The organism is Aeromonas sp. 11P, from assembly GCF_051920165.1.
GTDB classification, from domain to species: Bacteria; Pseudomonadota; Gammaproteobacteria; order Enterobacterales; family Aeromonadaceae; genus Aeromonas; species Aeromonas veronii.
Map to the genome: position 1 here is coordinate 751,273 of NZ_JBQBDJ010000004.1, position 15,850 is coordinate 767,122.

Below are 15,850 nucleotides of genomic sequence, written 5' to 3' on the forward strand. Positions count from 1 at the left end.
CGATTGCTGTGAATTGATAGCAGCGATACCTGCAAGCCAGATATGCAAAAGCCCCGAGTGTTGGCTCGGGGCTTTCTCTTTTCAGCGCCAGTGTCAGATCAGCTGGTGCAACACACTGGTAGCGGCGATCTGGGCGATCAGCAGGCCACACAGGGAGGTGGAGACCACCACTGGCGCGGTATCACGCTGCAAGTAGAGCGGGCTGAACCAGAGCAGCAGAGAGGCCACCAGCAGCGCTGCCTGGGTCACCACCGCCGGGATCAGGGCATCGAGATTGGCCTCCCCCCCTTGCCAGCCCACCAGCACTGCCAGCCAGACAAGGCTGGCCATCGCCCCCACCAGACCGGCCAGCGGCAACAGGGTATTGAATGCCTTGAGGCGATGACGGGCCCGCAGCAGCATCAGGTGGGCAAAGGCCGCCCCCAGCATCGCCATCTGCAGCAGACCGCTCACCCAGCCCTGCAGTTGCAGCAGCCCGATGCCATAGAGAGCGAGCGGCAACGCCGGTAGCCAGAGCAGTGTCGAGGGGACTGAACGCTTGCCCTCCAGTCGTGACTGGGCCAGCGACAAGCCAACCCCGAGCACCAGTGCTACACCACCACTCCAGATAAGCCAGCTGGCCGCCTTGGCCTCGACCGCCAGCATCAGGGAGAGCGCGGTAATAACCCAGATGGAGAAGAGCTGCTGACTGATGCGCGAGCGCTGGCCAGGGCAGATATCACCGCGCCACAGCACGATACCGAGGGCGATCAGGGCGCCAAGCGCCATCAATCCGGTGAGGGGAAAGAGCCAAAAAGGGAGTTGGACGAACACGACGCCTCCAGCAGTAAAGATTCGAGGTGCGCCACCGGGGCGCCAGAGAGGGGCGAGTATACCCAAACCGGCGGCTATCCCCAATCGCGACAAACAATCGCGGGCAAACAATCCGGGGCAATTTGCGCCAGCAGGGCCCACCTTGAAGGGCGCCCTGCTGGCAGCCATGCCCATAGTGACGGGATGCGGTGGTGGCGTTAGCCCTGACCGCGGGCCAGCGCCACCACCCGGGCAAACATCTGGCGGATCACCGGCGGAATATGCTCGGCGCCGAGCCGCTCCGCCTCTTCCACCACCGCCAGCGCCATTCCCGGCTTGCTGCGGTGATGGATCGCCTTGTTGATGATGTGACTGGCGCTCCACATGGCGCGCCCGCCCACCCCGGCCTCGCGGCGAAACACAGCTTCAAAACCGTTGTGATAGAGGTAGTGCTCGATGTCGGCGGCAGGGAGCTGGGTCAGTCGGTCCCGCTCCCGCTCACCCTTGAGCTGGCCCCGGGCCGAGGTGGCATACTTGAGCCCCGCCTCGTCGCCATCGGTCAGCAGGTGCCACTCGATGCCAAAATCCCGCGCTACCTTGATGAGCGGCGACTGGCCGCACTGGGCAAACTCGATGATCCGCACCCCCTCGGCCCGCAAACTGTAACCGCAGATCTGCGCCAGCTCGGAGAGCAGCCAGATCTCGGTCTCCCCCTCCACCAGCAGCCAGCAACGGGCAAACAGCGACATGGGGCGGTTAATCCGCACGTGGAAGGCGATCTTGCGCAGATCGTCGCTGCTGTAACGCTCGCCCCCCAGCTGATGACAGAGGATATCCTGCTGACGGCGCACCAGCCGCCGCACCTGATTGAGCGGCAGGGAAGAGAGCAGATCTCCCGAGTTAGTGGTGAGCAGCTTCTGACCCGGCAGTTGTTCCAGTAGCCCCCACGCCAGTGCCAGCATGGTCGGGTGCAGCCGGCTCTCCGGGTCCTCCAGGATCATGATGGGGCGAGCCCCCTCCTCCAGCTCGCGGTTGCCCCGCGCCTGCAACAAGGTAGCCGCCATCCCCGCCATCGCCAGCTGCAGCGCGCGGTTATCGGCGCGGCGCAGCAGGGTATGCAGGTTGCCAGGATTGCGCAATGTCATGGGGCGATTGATGATGTCGCGCTGACTGCGCGGCTTGTTCTTGATGGGGGCCAGGGCGTTGAAGTAGTGGTCCATCAACTGGCGCACCGCCTGCAGCGCCTCTTTGAGCTCCGGCTCGCCGATCCTCTGGGGTTCGTCGATCAGCTTGTCCGCCAGCTCGCTCAAGCGATGCTCGGAGAGATCTCCCCACTGCAATGTCTCCACTCCGTTGCGAGCGGTACGGGCGTCCCGCAGCCGGAACACCGGGTTCATGGTGATGAGCATGCAGACCAGCTCGTGGGTATTGGCGATGGGCAGGCTCTTGCCTACACCGTCGAGAAAGTCGTGAATGGTGAGCACAGAGCCATCCGCCTGCAGCTCGGCGCTGGCGCGATAGTGAATGCGGTGGAATTTGTCCTTGTGCAGCACCCAGGAGGGGCAAAGACGGGCCAGCCGACGGGAGTGCTGACACATCTGGGGTCTGTGCTCACTGAAGGTGAGCACCAGTTGCAGGTGGCGCGCCGGGGCCAGTTCGGGATCTTCCGGTTGGTGAAAATCCTCGGCGGTGAACTGATAGGGCTCGGCATCCTGCCCCAGCAGACACCAGAGGGCGCGCAGCAGGCTCGATTTACCCCAGGTATTCTCGCCGATCAACACTGTGGTCTGATCCAGCCCGAGCGACAGGCGATTTATACCGCGAAAACCTTTGACTTCAATACGTTCCAGAAACATCCAGCCGTGTCCACATCATTGTGATGGGGCAATAGTGGCAAAGTTACCGGAAAAATCCTATCGCAGGCGGGGCTTTTTCAACGTGAACTGTGAGGCACTGCAGGTTCGGGAGGGGTCACAACAGCGGTGCGATCTTGCGGGGCATTCCAGTGGCTGAACCAGAGATGACGGGTACGGATTTGACGTTTGCGATAATTCAATGGGCATTCCTTTCAATGGATAAGTGGTAGAGAGTACACCTCTTTTGCCCAAAGTCTCAGGGTTATCTGTGACGAGAAGATGACAATTGCGCCCGCCACTGCCCCGGCGTCAAACCAAACGCCTCGCGAAAACGATTGCCGAAATGGGCCTGGGAAGAGAAGCCACACTGACTGGCGATACTGGCCAGCGGCTCGGGGCCGGCCAACAGCTGCTTGGCCCGTTTGAGCCGCAGCCCCAGCAGATAGCGGTGGGGCGGGCAGCCGAGACTCTGGCCGAACATGCGGGCAAAGTGATACTCGCTCAGCCCCGCCTGCTGGGCCAGCTCTGCCAGCGTGACCGAATCGGCCAGATGGGCCTGCAGATATTCCTGCACCCGCTTGATCACCACGGGCGCCAGCCCGCCGCGTAGAGGCGGCAGACCGGGAGCCTCCTCGGTGTGGTGGCGATAGGCGTGGAGGATCAACATCCAGGCGCCGTGGGAAAGCGCCAGCCGATCGACCCCGTGCTGCCACTGAAGTTGCATCAGTTGGCGCTGCACCAGTCCGGCCGCCTGCGGATCATCGATAAAGGTCTTGTCCACCAGTTGCAGGTGGCGCCCCTCCTTGTCACACACCTCCTCGGCGATACGGGTGAGGTGAGCCGGGGTGAAGTAGAGATGAAAGAAGCGGAACTCTTCGCGCACCAGCCACTCGGATCTGTGGTGATCCGGCATAATGCACACCTTGCCGGTGCCGCCGTGACCACCCGGCCCATCGAGTCGCTCGGTCTGCGCCTCCTTGCAGATAGACGCTCAGGGTGTGGTGGCCCGGCTTGTGATAACGGGTCTGGTCATAGCAGTTGCGCCAACTGGCGACGCCAAGCCCGGGTTCGAGCCAGCAGGCGTCCTCCAGCCGGGCGCCGGTGCTGACCAGTGCATCAAATACCCCTGCTGTTTTCATTCGCCACTGCCGCCTGTTCCGGTGTACATTTTATGCCGCTGCCATCCATCTTACCGACCGCGCCCGCAGATGACAGCGCGTGACGATGAAAAACCGCAAGATGGTGCAATCCAGCCATCAGGGCTCGCCCCATAGTGGGTCATCTATCCCTGACTCACCGGAACTGTGATGAATCTGATGCTCTATCTTGCCACCGTGCTTATCTGGGGCAGCACCTGGATTGCCATCGCCTGGCAACTTGGCCCCATTCCCATCGAGGTGTCGGTGCTCTATCGCTTCCTGCTGGCGGCGGTGGCACTGTTTGCCCTGCTCACCGCCAGCGGCCGCTTTCCGCGCCTCCCCTGGCACGGCCAGCGTTACGCCGCACTGCTCGGTGCCCTGCTCTTTTCCACCAACTTCCTCTGCTTCTACCACGCCACCCGCTATATCCCGAGCGGCATGTCGGCAGTGATCTTTGCCAGTGCCAGCATCTTCAACGGCCTCAACCTCTGGCTGTTCGAGAACAAGCGCCCCACCCTGCGCTGGCTGCAAGGCTCCTTGCTGGGGCTCTTTGGCACCCTGCTGCTGTTCTGGCCGGAGCTGGCAGATGCGCAATTGGGTGCAAACGGCTGGAAGGGGCTGCTGCTCGCCTGCGGCGGCACCCTCTGCTTTTCGCTGGGCAATCTGGTCTCGGCCCGGGGCCAGCGCCACGGCTACCACGTACTGCAACTGGTGCCCTGGGGTATGGTTTACGGCGTGGTGCTGTTGCTGGGCTGGGTCACATTGCTCGGGCAGCAACTGGTGGTGCCAACCGATGGCCACTATCTGGCGGCCATGGTCTACCTCGCCCTGTTTGGCTCGGTGATCGCCTTTACCGCCTACCTGACCCTGGTGGGGCGCATCGGTGCCAGCAAGGCCTCCTACGCCACCGTGCTCTTTCCGTTGGTGGCGCTTACCCTCTCCACCTTCTATGAAGGCTTTGTCTGGCAGCCGGTCTCGGTGGCCGGAGTGGTGATCAGCCTCATCGGCAATCTGGTGATCTTCGCGCCGCCCTTGAGCGAGTGGCGCATTCGACCGGCCAAGGCAGCAAACGACACTTGCTCCTGAGCCAGTCAGCCCCTAAGGTAGCGCTGATCAATCTGTGACGATCCTGATGGCGATAAACAAGGGGGCGAGATGTTACTGGAAGGGCTGGAGACGCTGAGCCTGCTGGCGAGTGAAGGGACCATGGCCAAGGTGGCCAGTCGCCTCTATATCAGCCAGTCGGCGGTAAGCAAGCGGATTGCCCAGCTGGAGCTGCGCCTTGGCAAGAAGCTGATCGAGCCGGAGGGGCGCCAGATCCGCCTCACCCCGCAGGCCAAGGAGCTGCTGGAACGAGTTGCCCCGAGTCTGGCCGAAATGAAAGGGGTGCTTGCCGATAGTCAGGATCTGGCGGATCAGAGTCCTCTCCCCATCGCCTGCTCCGAAACCCTGCTGGCGGGTTATCTCGCCCACTTCATGCGCGACTATCTGGAGCACGATCCCCACCTTGCCCTCTCCACCCACCACACGCCGGTCATTCTGGCGCGGGTGCGCAGCGGCGATGCCCTGCTCGGCATCTGCGCCGGTCGTCTCCCTCCCGGCCATGGCCTCGGCGCCGATCTGCTGCTTGAGGAGCCCTTCTATCTGGTGGGCGAGGCGCAGCAGAGCCTGCCACCAGCCAGCGCAGAAAGCAGGCGCAAGATCCTCACCATGGATCTGGAGAACCCCTCCAACCGCTACCTGCGCGAACCGCTGGCAGATATGGGATTGGAACCCACCATGGAGCTCGACTCCTATCTGGCGCTCATCGAACTCGCCAAGGCAGGCATTGGCCCTGTGCTGCTCCCCGCTGGCCTGCTGGGGCTGGTGGGAGAACAGGGGAAGATGGCGCGCCCACTGCCCAGGCTGGGCCGCCCCCTGCATCTGGTCTACCGGCCAAACAGCCTAAAGCGAGAGCGGATCGCCCAGCTGGTGAGCGCCCTGCACCAACACTTTCGCCACCGCAGCGACACGCCGCGCTAGCCGTGTAAAACACCTGATATGACAACGGGGCCCGAGGGCCCCGTTAACAATTGCGATGCGGCAAGCAAGGCGCACATCAGATCCAGGCAAACAGCTCGGGATACTGGCTCCACACCAGCTTGGCAGACATCAGCAAGGAGACGGTCACCAGCAGCGGCTTGATCAGCTTCACCCCTTTTTTCAACACCATCTTGGAGCCGAAGCGGGCGCCGATAAACTGCCCCAGCGCCATGCAAAAACCGACACTCCACACCACCTTGCCACCGAGCGCAAAGAACAGCAGGGAGGCGATATTCGAGGTGAAGTTGAGCAGCTTGGTATGGGCGGTGGCGCGCGCCATGCCAAAGCCCGCCAGCGCCACGAAACCGATGGCAAAAAACGAACCTGTGCCCGGCCCGAAGAAGCCGTCATAAAAGCCGACACCGCCCCCCACCAGCAACGCAAACAGCATGGGAGTCAGACGGCGGGAGCTCTCGGCATCGCTTACCCGCGGCGAGAAGTAGAAGTAGCAGGCAAAGGCCATCAGCAGGAAAGGGAGCAGGCGCTCGAGAATGGCGGCGTCTATGGTCTGCACCGCTAGCGTGCCGATGGCCGCACCGATAAAGGTGCAGATCACCGCAGGCCAGATCATGGCCCACTCCAGCAGCCCCTTGCGGGCATAGAACCAGGTGGCGGAGAAGGAGCCAAAGCTGCTCTGCAGCTTGTTGGTGCCGAGCACTAGCGCGGGCGGCATGCCGGTGGCCAGCAGAGCAGGCACCGTCAGCAGACCGCCGCCACCGGCGATGGCATCGATAAAGCCGGCGACAAGCGCTACACCGAGCAGGGCAAACAAGGTAACCAGTTCCAATTCCATCCATAGACCTCACGAGAGTGGGTTGCCCGAAGGGGTCGGGCAACCGGAGAACACCAAAACGACGTTGTGCGGGGGTGGCACAGGCTGCCCGCTATCCTAACGGGCCACTGACCATGAATCTAACGAAACAGTGGCAGCCAATTGATTCCTGATTTTCATTAATTTGAGCTGTCAGGCCCCTGCCTCCTCAGAAGAGGGCCCCGTTAGCAAGCAGTTGAAGCGACCTTCGCTTCCTTGATGGCTGCCAGCGCCTCACAGAGATGATCCTCATCGGCACCGGGGAAACGGCTGACCCGACCGGCCATGTAGCGGCTGCTGAACAGATTGAACCAGTGCTGCAGTGCCTGCCCCGCCTTGAGCTCTCCCGCCACTTCCAGCACGCAGGCCGCCACTTCGGCGGTGCAGAGGTGCTCGTCGCAGTTGGCGACCCGCATGCCGTAGGTGGAGAGCGCGTCGGGTTTGATGGCGAGCACCGGAAAACCGTCTAGATAGGGGCTCTTGTTGAACATCTTGCGCGCCTCCGGCCAGGTGCCATCGAGCAGGATAAAGAGCGGTTTTTTACCCGGTGCCAGCGTCACCTCGCCGGTCAGGCGGGCAGGCTCCTTCTCGCAAGCGGGAAAGACCACATAGGGCTGCCAGGCGGGATCGGCCAGCAGGGCCAGCAACTCGGGATAGGGCTGGGTACGTGACCAGAGAAACGCCCAGGTGGTATCCGGCAACACATCGGCGATCAGGCGACCGGTGTTGGAGGGCTTCATCGGCTCGCTGTCATACATCAGCAGGCAGAAACCGGCCTCCGCTTTGAGCTCGGGGCGCCACGCGCAGGCACACCAATCCTCGCGCAGCTGACAGGCGGGGCAACGAGCCAGGGTGCCGCCACGGGCGAGAAACGGTCGGGTAGAGATACTCTTGCGCCAAGCCCGCAGGCGGTTGACGGCGTGATCAGGAACAGGCTTCATCTAGGTTCACAACTGGAGTCAAAACAGGAACGGCAACGGTGTCAACATGTCATGGCGCCACAGGGCACGATAACAGGGGGCTGCCGGAAAAGCGCAAGATTGTACCGAGTTACGCGCTGGCGGAACAGCAATCCCTGCCCCTTTCGCCAGACGCAGTGCCAAACTCTCTTGCCTTACGACTCCTGACAGCTGCGCAGCAGCTCAAGCAACAGGCTGCCATCGCGCAGCGCCTTGTGCACCTGCACCGAGGTGGGCTTGGTGGGATCTTCGTAGAAGTGGGTGGATTCAATCTGCAGCCGCACAAGATATTCGGCGGGCAACTGGCTGGCCAGCGACTGGTGCAGCATGGGGAACAGCAACCGATCGGCACGGGTGATTTCCCCCCCCAGCAGCAGCTTGCCCGGATTGAGCAGGCAGATGAGATTGGAGAGCACCTTGGAGAGGAGACCCGCCGCCTGATGGAGAATATCCTGACAAAGGCTGTTGCCTGCAAGCGCCAGCTCGCACAGCTCGCGGATGGTGACGCTCTCGGGCAAGTCGTGCTCCTGCATCCGCTCGCGCAGATCCCGGTATTGCGCCTCCAGCGCCTGATTGGTCACCAGGGTGCAGGCGCAGCCAAAGCCGCCGCAGTAGCAGCGCTGGCCATAGGGCTCGAGCTGCAGGTGGCTGAGATCCCCGAGCAGCGCATTCTCGCTCTCGATGAGCTGACCATTGACCACCATGCCGACCCCGATGTCGTTGTGGACAAACACCAGTACCGCATCGGCGCAATTTTTGGCAGCCCCCCACTCCCGCTCAGCCTGGATCCAGGTGCGCACGTCACCGCTTACCAGCACAGGTACCGAGAACGCCTGTTGCAGTGTCGGGCCAAGGGGCCAGTTGCGCAGATCGTAGAAGGGGAAGTGCTTGACCATGCCGGAGTGGCGCTCTACCTGACCCGGCAGACAGAGGGCGATGCAGGCCAGACTGAGGGACTTTCTCGGCAAAAACACCTTGATGGCATGCACCAGACTGCCCAGCAGATCGGCGCGCTCCTCCTCGGTAAAGAGGTGGCGCTGGCGGGCCAGCGAACGGCCGGAGAAGTCAAACAGCGCCATATCCACGTAGCCACGGCCAAGACGCATGGAGAGAAACTGGAAGCGGCGCTCGTTAATGCGCAGCAGCGTCTGGCGACGGCCGCGCCCCACTGAACTTTCACCACAGGTGACCACCAAACCGCCATCGAGCAGTTCCCGGGTGATCTTGGTGATACTGGCAGGCGAGAGGCCGGTCAGGCGGGAGAGATCGGTGCGCGACAGCTCCTTGTGCTCTTCCAGGCTGGCATAGACCAGGCCGTAGTTGAGCTGCCGGATCAAATCGATACTACCTTTCACGATCTCATTCATAGGGTATGGGGCAAAGGCTGAAAAAAAGAGGCTGGCAATTTTCACACATTATTGGTCAATCCCCAAATAAAGTGCGGCCTGAACCGGGGGTCAGGCCGCATCTTGTGGTTGCCGTCACGGACCATTGCAAGATCAATAACGGAATTGCGAGACCAGTTTGCGCAATTTGTCGCCGGTACTGGCCAGATCGCGGGTGGTGCTGTTGGATTCCACCGCCGCGCTGGTCAGCTCGCTGACAATCTGCTGAATGGCCACCAGGTTCTTGTTGATCTCCTCGGATACCGCGTGCTGCTCCTCGGCGGCGGTGGCGATCTGGATGTTCATGTCGTTGATGGTACTGACCGCCATCACCATGCTGTCGAGGGAGCTGGCGATATGGCTCGCCTCCTGCACCGTCTCCTGGCTGCGATCCTCGCTCGCCTGCATCACCTCCACCGCCTGCTTCACCCCGCCCTGCAGACGTTGCAGCATCTCGTTGATCTCCTTGGTACTCTGTTGGGTACGACCGGCCAGCGAACGCACTTCGTCCGCCACCACCGCAAAGCCCCGCCCCTGCTCACCGGCACGGGCCGCCTCGATGGCGGCGTTCAGCGCCAGCAGGTTGGTCTGCTCGGCAATGCCGCGAATGACCTCCACCACCGAGCCAATCTTGGCGGTCTCTTGCGCCAGCTGTTCGATAACGCCGGAGGCGGTATGCACCTCCCCCACCAGCCGGTTGATACTGTTGATAGCCCCGCTCACCACCCCCCGGGCGGCATCCGATTCACGGGCCGCATCGCTGGTTGCTGTCGCGGCATTGGAGGCACTGGCCGCCACCTCCTGTGCGGTGGAGCTCATCTCGGTCACCGCTGTGACCACCTGATCGGTCTCGCGACTGTGGCCCTGCATCTGATGGTCATAGTGCTCGCTCAGATGGTGCAATTTGTCGACCGCGCTAAAGAGGTGGTTGCTGGTCTCGCCCACCTGACTCACCACCGACTGGATCCGCTCGACAAAGCGGTTGAAAGCGCTGGCCAACTGGCCAATCTCGTCCTGGCTCTGCACCTTGAGGCGCTGAGTCAGATCCCCGTCGCCGTTGGCGATATCGTTCAATGCCAGTACCGCATCCGCCAGCGGCTTGGTGACCCGGTTGCCTACAATAACGGTCGCCGCCAGGGTGATACCGAGGATCAACAGGATCACCAGCACACTGCTCTGCAGCGACTCGTGCATATTGCTCTCGCGCTCTGCCCGCAAGGCCGCCAGCTCGTTGTCGATATCATCGATATAAAAACCGGTGCCAATGGCCCACTGGTATTTGTCCAGCACCAGAGTAAAGGCCAGTTTGGGAGCATCGCGACCGATGGAGGGCTTGGCCGTCCAGTATTCGGTAAAACCATCCCCCTGACGGGCCGATTTAAGGATCTCCTGGATCAGCAACTTGCCCTTGGCATCCTTGTCGTTCCAGCGGTTTTTCCCCTCCAGCTCGGTACGCACCGGCAGCAGTATGGTGTTGCCCTCGAAGTCATAGACAAAGAAGTAGCCGTCACTGCTGTAACGCAGCGGCCTGAGCAACTCTTTGACCTTTTGACGATTTTCCGGTGAATCCGGCAGGGAATACACGGCTTCGACGGCGGTTTTGGCCATCATGATGTAACTGCTGAGCAGCGCTTTACGCTCCTTGATGGCATTTTCCCTCGCCACCACCAGATCAGACTCCAGATCGCTCTTGGAGACCATGTAGTTACTGAGATTAACCACCAGGGCCATCAACAGTACGGGGACTGCACCCAGTAACAGGATTTTCTGCTTTAGCGTCATCTTTCACATCCTTGCAGCTGTTTTTATTGGAATTCCTTGCTTACTCATCAGTATAGGTGCTGGCAGGGCGAGCCCAGCTTTCGTTACAATTCCCTTAAACAAATCGGCCAGAACGTGAAAATCATGAATCTTTGTCCTTGCGGCTCAACCCTTTCTCTCGAATTGTGCTGTGGCTCACGTCACAGTGGCGCAGTGGCTGACACCCCGGAGCAGCTGATGCGCTCTCGCTACAGCGCTTTTGTGCTCGGTCTGGGGGAGTATCTGGTCCATAGCTGGCACCCGGCCTACCTTGGCGGTCTCACCGCCGAAGAGCTTTCACGCATCGACACCCGCTGGGATGGTCTCGAAATCATCGCCAGCCAGGCCGGCCCGGAGGATGAAACCGGGATGGTGGAGTTCAAAGCCTGGTTTCTGGAGGGGGATGAGCGTCACTGCCTCCATGAGCGTTCCCGCTTCGTGCGTTATCAGGGGCGCTGGGTCTACACCGAGGGGGAGCAGGATCCGGCCCCCCTCAAGGCGGGACGCAACGATCCCTGCCCCTGTGGCAGCGGCAAAAAGCACAAGAAGTGCTGCGGCTGACGCATCACACACCCACCAGACTCGTCAAACTGTGACAAGGGGCATCCGATGCCCCTTTTTTGTGCCTACCATTCGCCACCAGACCATCAACCGATGCGATAACAAGCGTGACAAATCTCACATAATGCTCATTAACGCGCGAGCAAATGAGCGTTTGCGAACGCAAATTTGGCCCATATCAAACATTTCCACTCAGAAGTAGGCCACACTGGCCTCATCTGGAAGAGATGAGACGGGCAACAATGAAAAGAATAACCACACAAGTCGTCATCATAGGCGGCGGTGCCACAGGGGCCGGCATCATGCGCGATTGCGCACTGCGAGGCATCGACTGCATCCTGCTCGAGCGCGATGATATCGCCGCCGGCACCACCGGCCGCAACCACGGCCTGCTTCACTCCGGTGCCCGCTACGCGGTGACGGATCAGGAGTCCGCCCGCGAATGCATCCAGGAAAACCGCATCCTCAAGCGGATTGCCAGCCACTGTGTCGAGGACACGGGCGGCCTCTTCCTCACCCTGCCGGAAGATGACATCAATTTCCAAACCACCTTTATGGATGCCTGCGCCCTGGCCGGTATCGAAACCCGCCAGCTCGATCCCGGTGAAGCCCTGCGCATGGAGCCCAACGCCAACCCGGCGATGATCGGCGCCATCCATGTACCGGATGGCACGGTCGATCCGTTCCGACTCGCCGCCGCCAACGTGCTGGATGCGAAAGAGCATGGCGCCCGCATTTTCACCCACTGCAAGGTGCTGGGGCTGCTGCGCACGCAAGATCGGGTACACGGGGTCAAGGCGATCAACACCCGCACCGGCGAAGCGTTTGAGGTGGAGTGTCAGGAGGTGATCAACGCCGCCGGCATCTGGGGCCAGCAAATTTGCGAATATGCCGATCTCGGCATCCGCATGTTCCCGGCCAAGGGCTCCCTACTCATCATGGATTACCGCATCAACCAGCTGGTGCTCAACCGTGCCCGCAAACCGGCGGATGCGGACATTCTGGTGCCGGGCGATACCATCTCCCTCATCGGCACCACCTCGAGTCGCATCGATTACAACAAGATTGACCAGCTCACCGTCGAACCCGAAGAGGTCGAAGTGTTGCTGCGCGAAGGGATCAAGCTTGCTCCCATCATGGCGCGCACCCGCCTGCTGCGCGCCTATGCCGGGGTGCGCCCGCTGGTGGCGGTGGACGGTGACGACACCGGCCGCAACATCAGCCGCGGTATCGTGCTGCTGGATCACGCCGAGCGGGATGGTCTCAAGGGCTTCAACACCATCACCGGCGGCAAGCTGATGACCTACCGCCTGATGGCTGAGTGGGCCACCGATCTGCTGGCCAAGAAACTCGGTAACAGCAAGCCCTGCCAGACCGCCGAACTGAGCCTGCCCGGCTCGCGGGATCCGGAAAAGGTCTCCGCCCCCGGTCTCTCGGTGCCGGTCGAAGGCTCAGCCCAGTACCGCCACGGCGAGCGGGTCATCGCCTTCTTCCGTGACAATCCCAAGGCCAACGCCCTTATCTGCGAGTGCGAAATGGTCACCGCAGGCGAAATCGAATACGCCCTGCGCGAGCTGGATGTGGACAACCTCATCGACCTGCGCCGCCGCACCCGTCTGGGGATGGGGCCCTGTCAGGGCGAGCTGTGCGCCTACCGCGCCGCCGGTCTGATGCAGGAGTATGGCAAGGCTGACGGTCGTCAGGCCTGCGTCATGCTGCGCCAGTTCCTGGAAGAGCGCTACAAGGGGACCCGCCCCGTCCTGTGGGGCGATGCCCTGCGCGAGGCCGAGTTCACCTACTGGATCTACGAAGGGCTGTTTGGCCTGGGAGAATGGACGGCGCCGCAGTTGGTTGCCGATACCCCACGCGACCCAACCAGCGAGACCACTCACAAGGAGAGCCGTCATGAAGTTTGACAATATCGTTATCGGCGGTGGCATGGCGGGACTCTCGGCCGCCCTGCGGCTGGTGGAGGCGGGCCAGAAGACCCTGCTGATGGCCTCCGGCCAGAGTGCCCTGCACTTCTCCTCCGGCTCGATCGATCTGCTCGAAAGCGAGGGAGATCCCCGCGCCGCCCTGCCCGCCTTTATGGCTGCCCATCCGGATCACCCCTACAGCAAGGTGGGAATGCAGAATATCGAAGCGAGCCTGGCCGATCTGCAGCGCCACTGCGCCGAGCAGGGATTGCCGCTGGTTCGCCACGACACCAATCACCAGCGCCTGACTCCCATCGGTACCCTCAAGCGCACCTGGCTCTCCCCCGATACTTGTGCCTGCGTCACCGATGCGCCGATCCCGGATGTATTGCTGCTGGCCACCCTCGAGGGCTTTCGTGACTTTCATCCGGCGCTGGCGGCCGCCAATCTGGCGACCCATCCGCGCTTCGCCCACTGTCGCATTCTGACCGGCGAAATCCGCCTGCCCCAGCTGGCCGAATTCAGCCGCAATCCCCACGAGTTTCGCTCCGCCGATATCGCGCGCCTCTGTGACAAGCATCATCTGGTGGCCGATCTGGCCCGCGAGATCAGCCGCATGGTGCAGGAGAGCGGTGTACCCGGCTGCCGCCATATCGTGCTGCCCGCCTGCCTTTCGCTGGGGCTGGTAGGCCCGCGTCTGGCGGAGCTGGAGCAGCGCACCGGCTGCACCATCAAGGAGGTGGCCACCATGCCGCCATCACTGATCGGGATGCGGATGCAGGAGGCGCTCAAGCGCCGCTTTATGGCCCTTGGTGGCACCTTCCTCACCAGCGAGCGGGTGCTGGGCGCCCGTTACGAAGGTGACCGGGTGGTCGGCGTACATACCCAGAATGGCGATGATCAGCTGTTCGAGGCGGACAACTTCGTGCTTGCCTCCGGCAGCTTCTTCAGCCGCGGGCTGGAATCCCGTCTGCGTGGCATTCGCGAGCCCATCTTCGATGCCGATGTGCTGAGTCTTGAGGAGCGTGACGCCTGGGCCGGTCGCCGCCTGTTCGATCACCACCCTTTCATGGGCTTCGGGGTCAAGACCGACGACAAGCTCAGAGTGCTGCGTGGCGGCAAGCCGCTCACCAACCTCTATGGCGCGGGCAGTGTCTTGGCCCATTACGACCCAATTCGTGAAGGTTCCGGCTCCGGCGTTGCCGTTGCCACCGGCTGGCAGGCTGCCGGCCATATTCTGGGCGCGGCCCAATGATTACTACGTCCCATATCCCGTGTCTTCATCATCGCCGGGAGGAGAACTGACATGCTACTGGATCACGCCAACCAAACTTTCGATCAGTGCATCAAATGCACCGTCTGTACCGCCTACTGCCCGGTGGCCAAGGCCAACCCCGCCTACCCCGGCCCGAAACAGGCGGGCCCGGATGGCGAGCGGCTGCGGATCAAGAGCCCGGAGCTCTTTGACAGCGCCCTCAAGCACTGCACCAACTGCAAACGCTGCGAAGTTGCCTGCCCGAGCGGGGTGCGCATCGGCGACATCATCGCCAAGGCCAAGCATCAGTACAGCGGTTTCAAACCGGGGATCCGCGAGTTCGTGCTCTCCCACACCGATCTGATGGGCAGCATGTCCACCCTGATGGCCCCGGTGGTCAACTTCACCACCGGCCTCAAGCCGATGAAGCTGGTGCTGGACAAGGCGCTGGGGGTCTCATCCCACCGCGACCTGCCCAAATACTCCCAGGGCACCTTCCGCGGCTGGTACAAGAAGCAAAAAGAATCTCAGGCCCGCTTTGCGCGGCAGATCGCCTACTTCCACGGCTGCTACGTCAACTACAACCACCCGCAGCTTGGCAAGGAGCTGGTAAAGGTGCTCAACGCCATGAACATCGGTGTGCAGTTGCTGGAGCGGGAGAAGTGCTGCGGTGTGCCACTGATTGCCAACGGCTTCATGAACAAGGCCAAGCAGCAGGCGGCCTTTAATATCAAGCAGATGGAGAACTCCCTGCTGGGCAACGAGATGCCGCTGCTGGCCACCTCCTCCACCTGTGGCTTTACCCTGCGCGATGAATATCCCCACCTGCTGGAGCAGGACAACCACAAGGTGCGGGATCGCATCTCGCTGGTGACCCGCTTCCTGTGGAACGAGTTCTACAAGGGCAACAAACCGGCGATGAAGCCGCTCAATCTGCACATCGCCTACCACACCCCCTGCCACATGGAAAAAATGGGGGGCGTCATCTACACCCTCGAATTGCTGCGCGCCATTCCCGGGGTCAAGGTGACGGTACTGGAGTCCCAGTGCTGCGGCATCGCCGGCACCTACGGTTTCAAGTCGGAGAACTACGAAACCAGCCAGACCATCGGCGAGGGGCTGTTTGATCAGATCAACCGCCTCTCCCCCGATCTGGTGATTACCGACTGCGAAACCTGCAAATGGCAGATCGAGATGAGCACCAGCTTCCGCTGTGAACATCCGATCCACCTGCTAGCCCAAGCGCTGGCCTGAATCCCCCCGGTCCCAGCGGCCGCATAAAAACAATCCACGC

General features: G+C 61.8%; 12 protein-coding genes and 1 pseudogene. 6 read left to right on the forward strand and 7 right to left on the reverse strand.

The window, feature by feature from the left end; translation table 11 throughout:
• Positions 1-93: 93 nt before the first annotated feature.
• The 3 genes and pseudogenes from ACTG1P_RS03655 to ACTG1P_RS03665 all read right to left on the reverse strand — a co-directional run bounded on the left by ACTG1P_RS03655 (position 94) and on the right by ACTG1P_RS03665 (position 3,787).
• Entirely contained in the window at positions 94-813 is a 720-nt protein-coding gene (locus tag ACTG1P_RS03655; protein WP_139732229.1) for a hypothetical protein, read from the reverse strand.
• Between the two features lie 197 nt (positions 814-1,010).
• Positions 1,011-2,648, reverse strand: coding sequence for an ATP-dependent endonuclease (locus ACTG1P_RS03660; protein WP_005333463.1), 1,638 nt, complete (start codon positions 2,646-2,648; stop codon positions 1,011-1,013).
• Positions 2,649-2,910: 262 nt separating this feature from the next.
• Positions 2,911-3,787 (reverse strand): annotated as a pseudogene (locus tag ACTG1P_RS03665) (helix-turn-helix domain-containing protein).
• Positions 3,788-3,955: 168 nt separating this feature from the next.
• Between ACTG1P_RS03665 and ACTG1P_RS03670 the strand changes: the two are divergent.
• Positions 3,956-4,873: a DMT family transporter gene (locus tag ACTG1P_RS03670; RefSeq protein WP_330124376.1), complete on the forward strand. Its 918-nt coding sequence runs from the start codon at positions 3,956-3,958 to the stop codon at positions 4,871-4,873.
• A 69-nt stretch (positions 4,874-4,942) separates the two neighbouring features.
• Positions 4,943-5,809 carry a LysR family transcriptional regulator gene (locus ACTG1P_RS03675; RefSeq protein WP_330124377.1) on the forward strand — a complete coding sequence of 289 codons (867 nt, stop codon included), beginning with the start codon at positions 4,943-4,945 and terminating at the stop codon, positions 5,807-5,809.
• A gap of 76 nt (positions 5,810-5,885) precedes the next feature.
• Here the strand turns inward: ACTG1P_RS03675 and ACTG1P_RS03680 are convergent, their stop codons facing one another.
• From ACTG1P_RS03680 to ACTG1P_RS03695, 4 genes are all read right to left on the reverse strand, one after another.
• Positions 5,886-6,662 (reverse strand): TSUP family transporter, encoded by a 777-nt coding sequence (locus ACTG1P_RS03680; protein WP_440000502.1) that lies wholly within the window; start codon positions 6,660-6,662, stop codon positions 5,886-5,888.
• A 203-nt stretch (positions 6,663-6,865) separates the two neighbouring features.
• Complete coding sequence (locus ACTG1P_RS03685) at positions 6,866-7,621, reverse strand: tRNA-uridine aminocarboxypropyltransferase (RefSeq protein ID WP_440000503.1); 756 nt, start codon at positions 7,619-7,621, stop codon at positions 6,866-6,868.
• A 173-nt stretch (positions 7,622-7,794) separates the two neighbouring features.
• Positions 7,795-9,006 (reverse strand): ROK family protein, encoded by a 1,212-nt coding sequence (locus tag ACTG1P_RS03690; protein ID WP_440000504.1) that lies wholly within the window; start codon positions 9,004-9,006, stop codon positions 7,795-7,797.
• Between the two features lie 132 nt (positions 9,007-9,138).
• Complete coding sequence (locus ACTG1P_RS03695) at positions 9,139-10,806, reverse strand: methyl-accepting chemotaxis protein (protein WP_440000505.1); 1,668 nt, start codon at positions 10,804-10,806, stop codon at positions 9,139-9,141.
• Between the two features lie 123 nt (positions 10,807-10,929).
• Between ACTG1P_RS03695 and ACTG1P_RS03700 the strand changes: the two genes are divergently transcribed.
• From ACTG1P_RS03700 to glpC, 4 genes are all read left to right on the forward strand, one after another.
• Positions 10,930-11,385, forward strand: coding sequence for a YchJ family protein (locus tag ACTG1P_RS03700; RefSeq protein WP_440000506.1), 456 nt, complete (start codon positions 10,930-10,932; stop codon positions 11,383-11,385).
• Between the two features lie 242 nt (positions 11,386-11,627).
• Positions 11,628-13,301 carry an anaerobic glycerol-3-phosphate dehydrogenase subunit A gene (gene glpA / locus ACTG1P_RS03705; RefSeq protein ID WP_069555955.1) on the forward strand — a complete coding sequence of 558 codons (1,674 nt, stop codon included), beginning with the start codon at positions 11,628-11,630 and terminating at the stop codon, positions 13,299-13,301.
• Complete coding sequence (gene glpB, locus ACTG1P_RS03710; protein ID WP_440000507.1) at positions 13,291-14,556, forward strand: glycerol-3-phosphate dehydrogenase subunit GlpB; 1,266 nt, start codon at positions 13,291-13,293, stop codon at positions 14,554-14,556. Before glpA ends, glpB begins: the two co-directional genes overlap by 11 nt.
• Positions 14,557-14,607: 51 nt before the next feature.
• Positions 14,608-15,810, forward strand: a complete 1,203-nt coding sequence (gene glpC / locus ACTG1P_RS03715) for an anaerobic glycerol-3-phosphate dehydrogenase subunit GlpC (RefSeq protein WP_440000508.1) — start codon at positions 14,608-14,610, stop codon at positions 15,808-15,810.
• Positions 15,811-15,850 lie beyond the last annotated feature (40 nt).

Excerpts from the sequence above, each read along its gene's own strand:
- ACTG1P_RS03660 (WP_005333463.1), bottom strand. The coding sequence starts at position 2,648 with ATGTTTCTGGAACGTATTGAAGTCAAAGGTTTTCGCGGTATAAATCGC.
- ACTG1P_RS03670 (WP_330124376.1), top strand. The coding sequence starts at position 3,956 with ATGAATCTGATGCTCTATCTTGCCACCGTGCTTATCTGGGGCAGCACC.
- ACTG1P_RS03675 (WP_330124377.1), top strand. The coding sequence starts at position 4,943 with ATGTTACTGGAAGGGCTGGAGACGCTGAGCCTGCTGGCGAGTGAAGGG.
- ACTG1P_RS03680 (WP_440000502.1), bottom strand. The coding sequence starts at position 6,662 with ATGGAATTGGAACTGGTTACCTTGTTTGCCCTGCTCGGTGTAGCGCTT.
- ACTG1P_RS03685 (WP_440000503.1), bottom strand. The coding sequence starts at position 7,621 with ATGAAGCCTGTTCCTGATCACGCCGTCAACCGCCTGCGGGCTTGGCGC.
- ACTG1P_RS03690 (WP_440000504.1), bottom strand. The coding sequence starts at position 9,006 with ATGAATGAGATCGTGAAAGGTAGTATCGATTTGATCCGGCAGCTCAAC.
- ACTG1P_RS03695 (WP_440000505.1), bottom strand. The coding sequence starts at position 10,806 with ATGACGCTAAAGCAGAAAATCCTGTTACTGGGTGCAGTCCCCGTACTG.
- ACTG1P_RS03700 (WP_440000506.1), top strand. The coding sequence starts at position 10,930 with ATGAATCTTTGTCCTTGCGGCTCAACCCTTTCTCTCGAATTGTGCTGT.
- glpA (WP_069555955.1), top strand. The coding sequence starts at position 11,628 with ATGAAAAGAATAACCACACAAGTCGTCATCATAGGCGGCGGTGCCACA.
- glpB (WP_440000507.1), top strand. The coding sequence starts at position 13,291 with ATGAAGTTTGACAATATCGTTATCGGCGGTGGCATGGCGGGACTCTCG.
- glpC (WP_440000508.1), top strand. The coding sequence starts at position 14,608 with ATGCTACTGGATCACGCCAACCAAACTTTCGATCAGTGCATCAAATGC.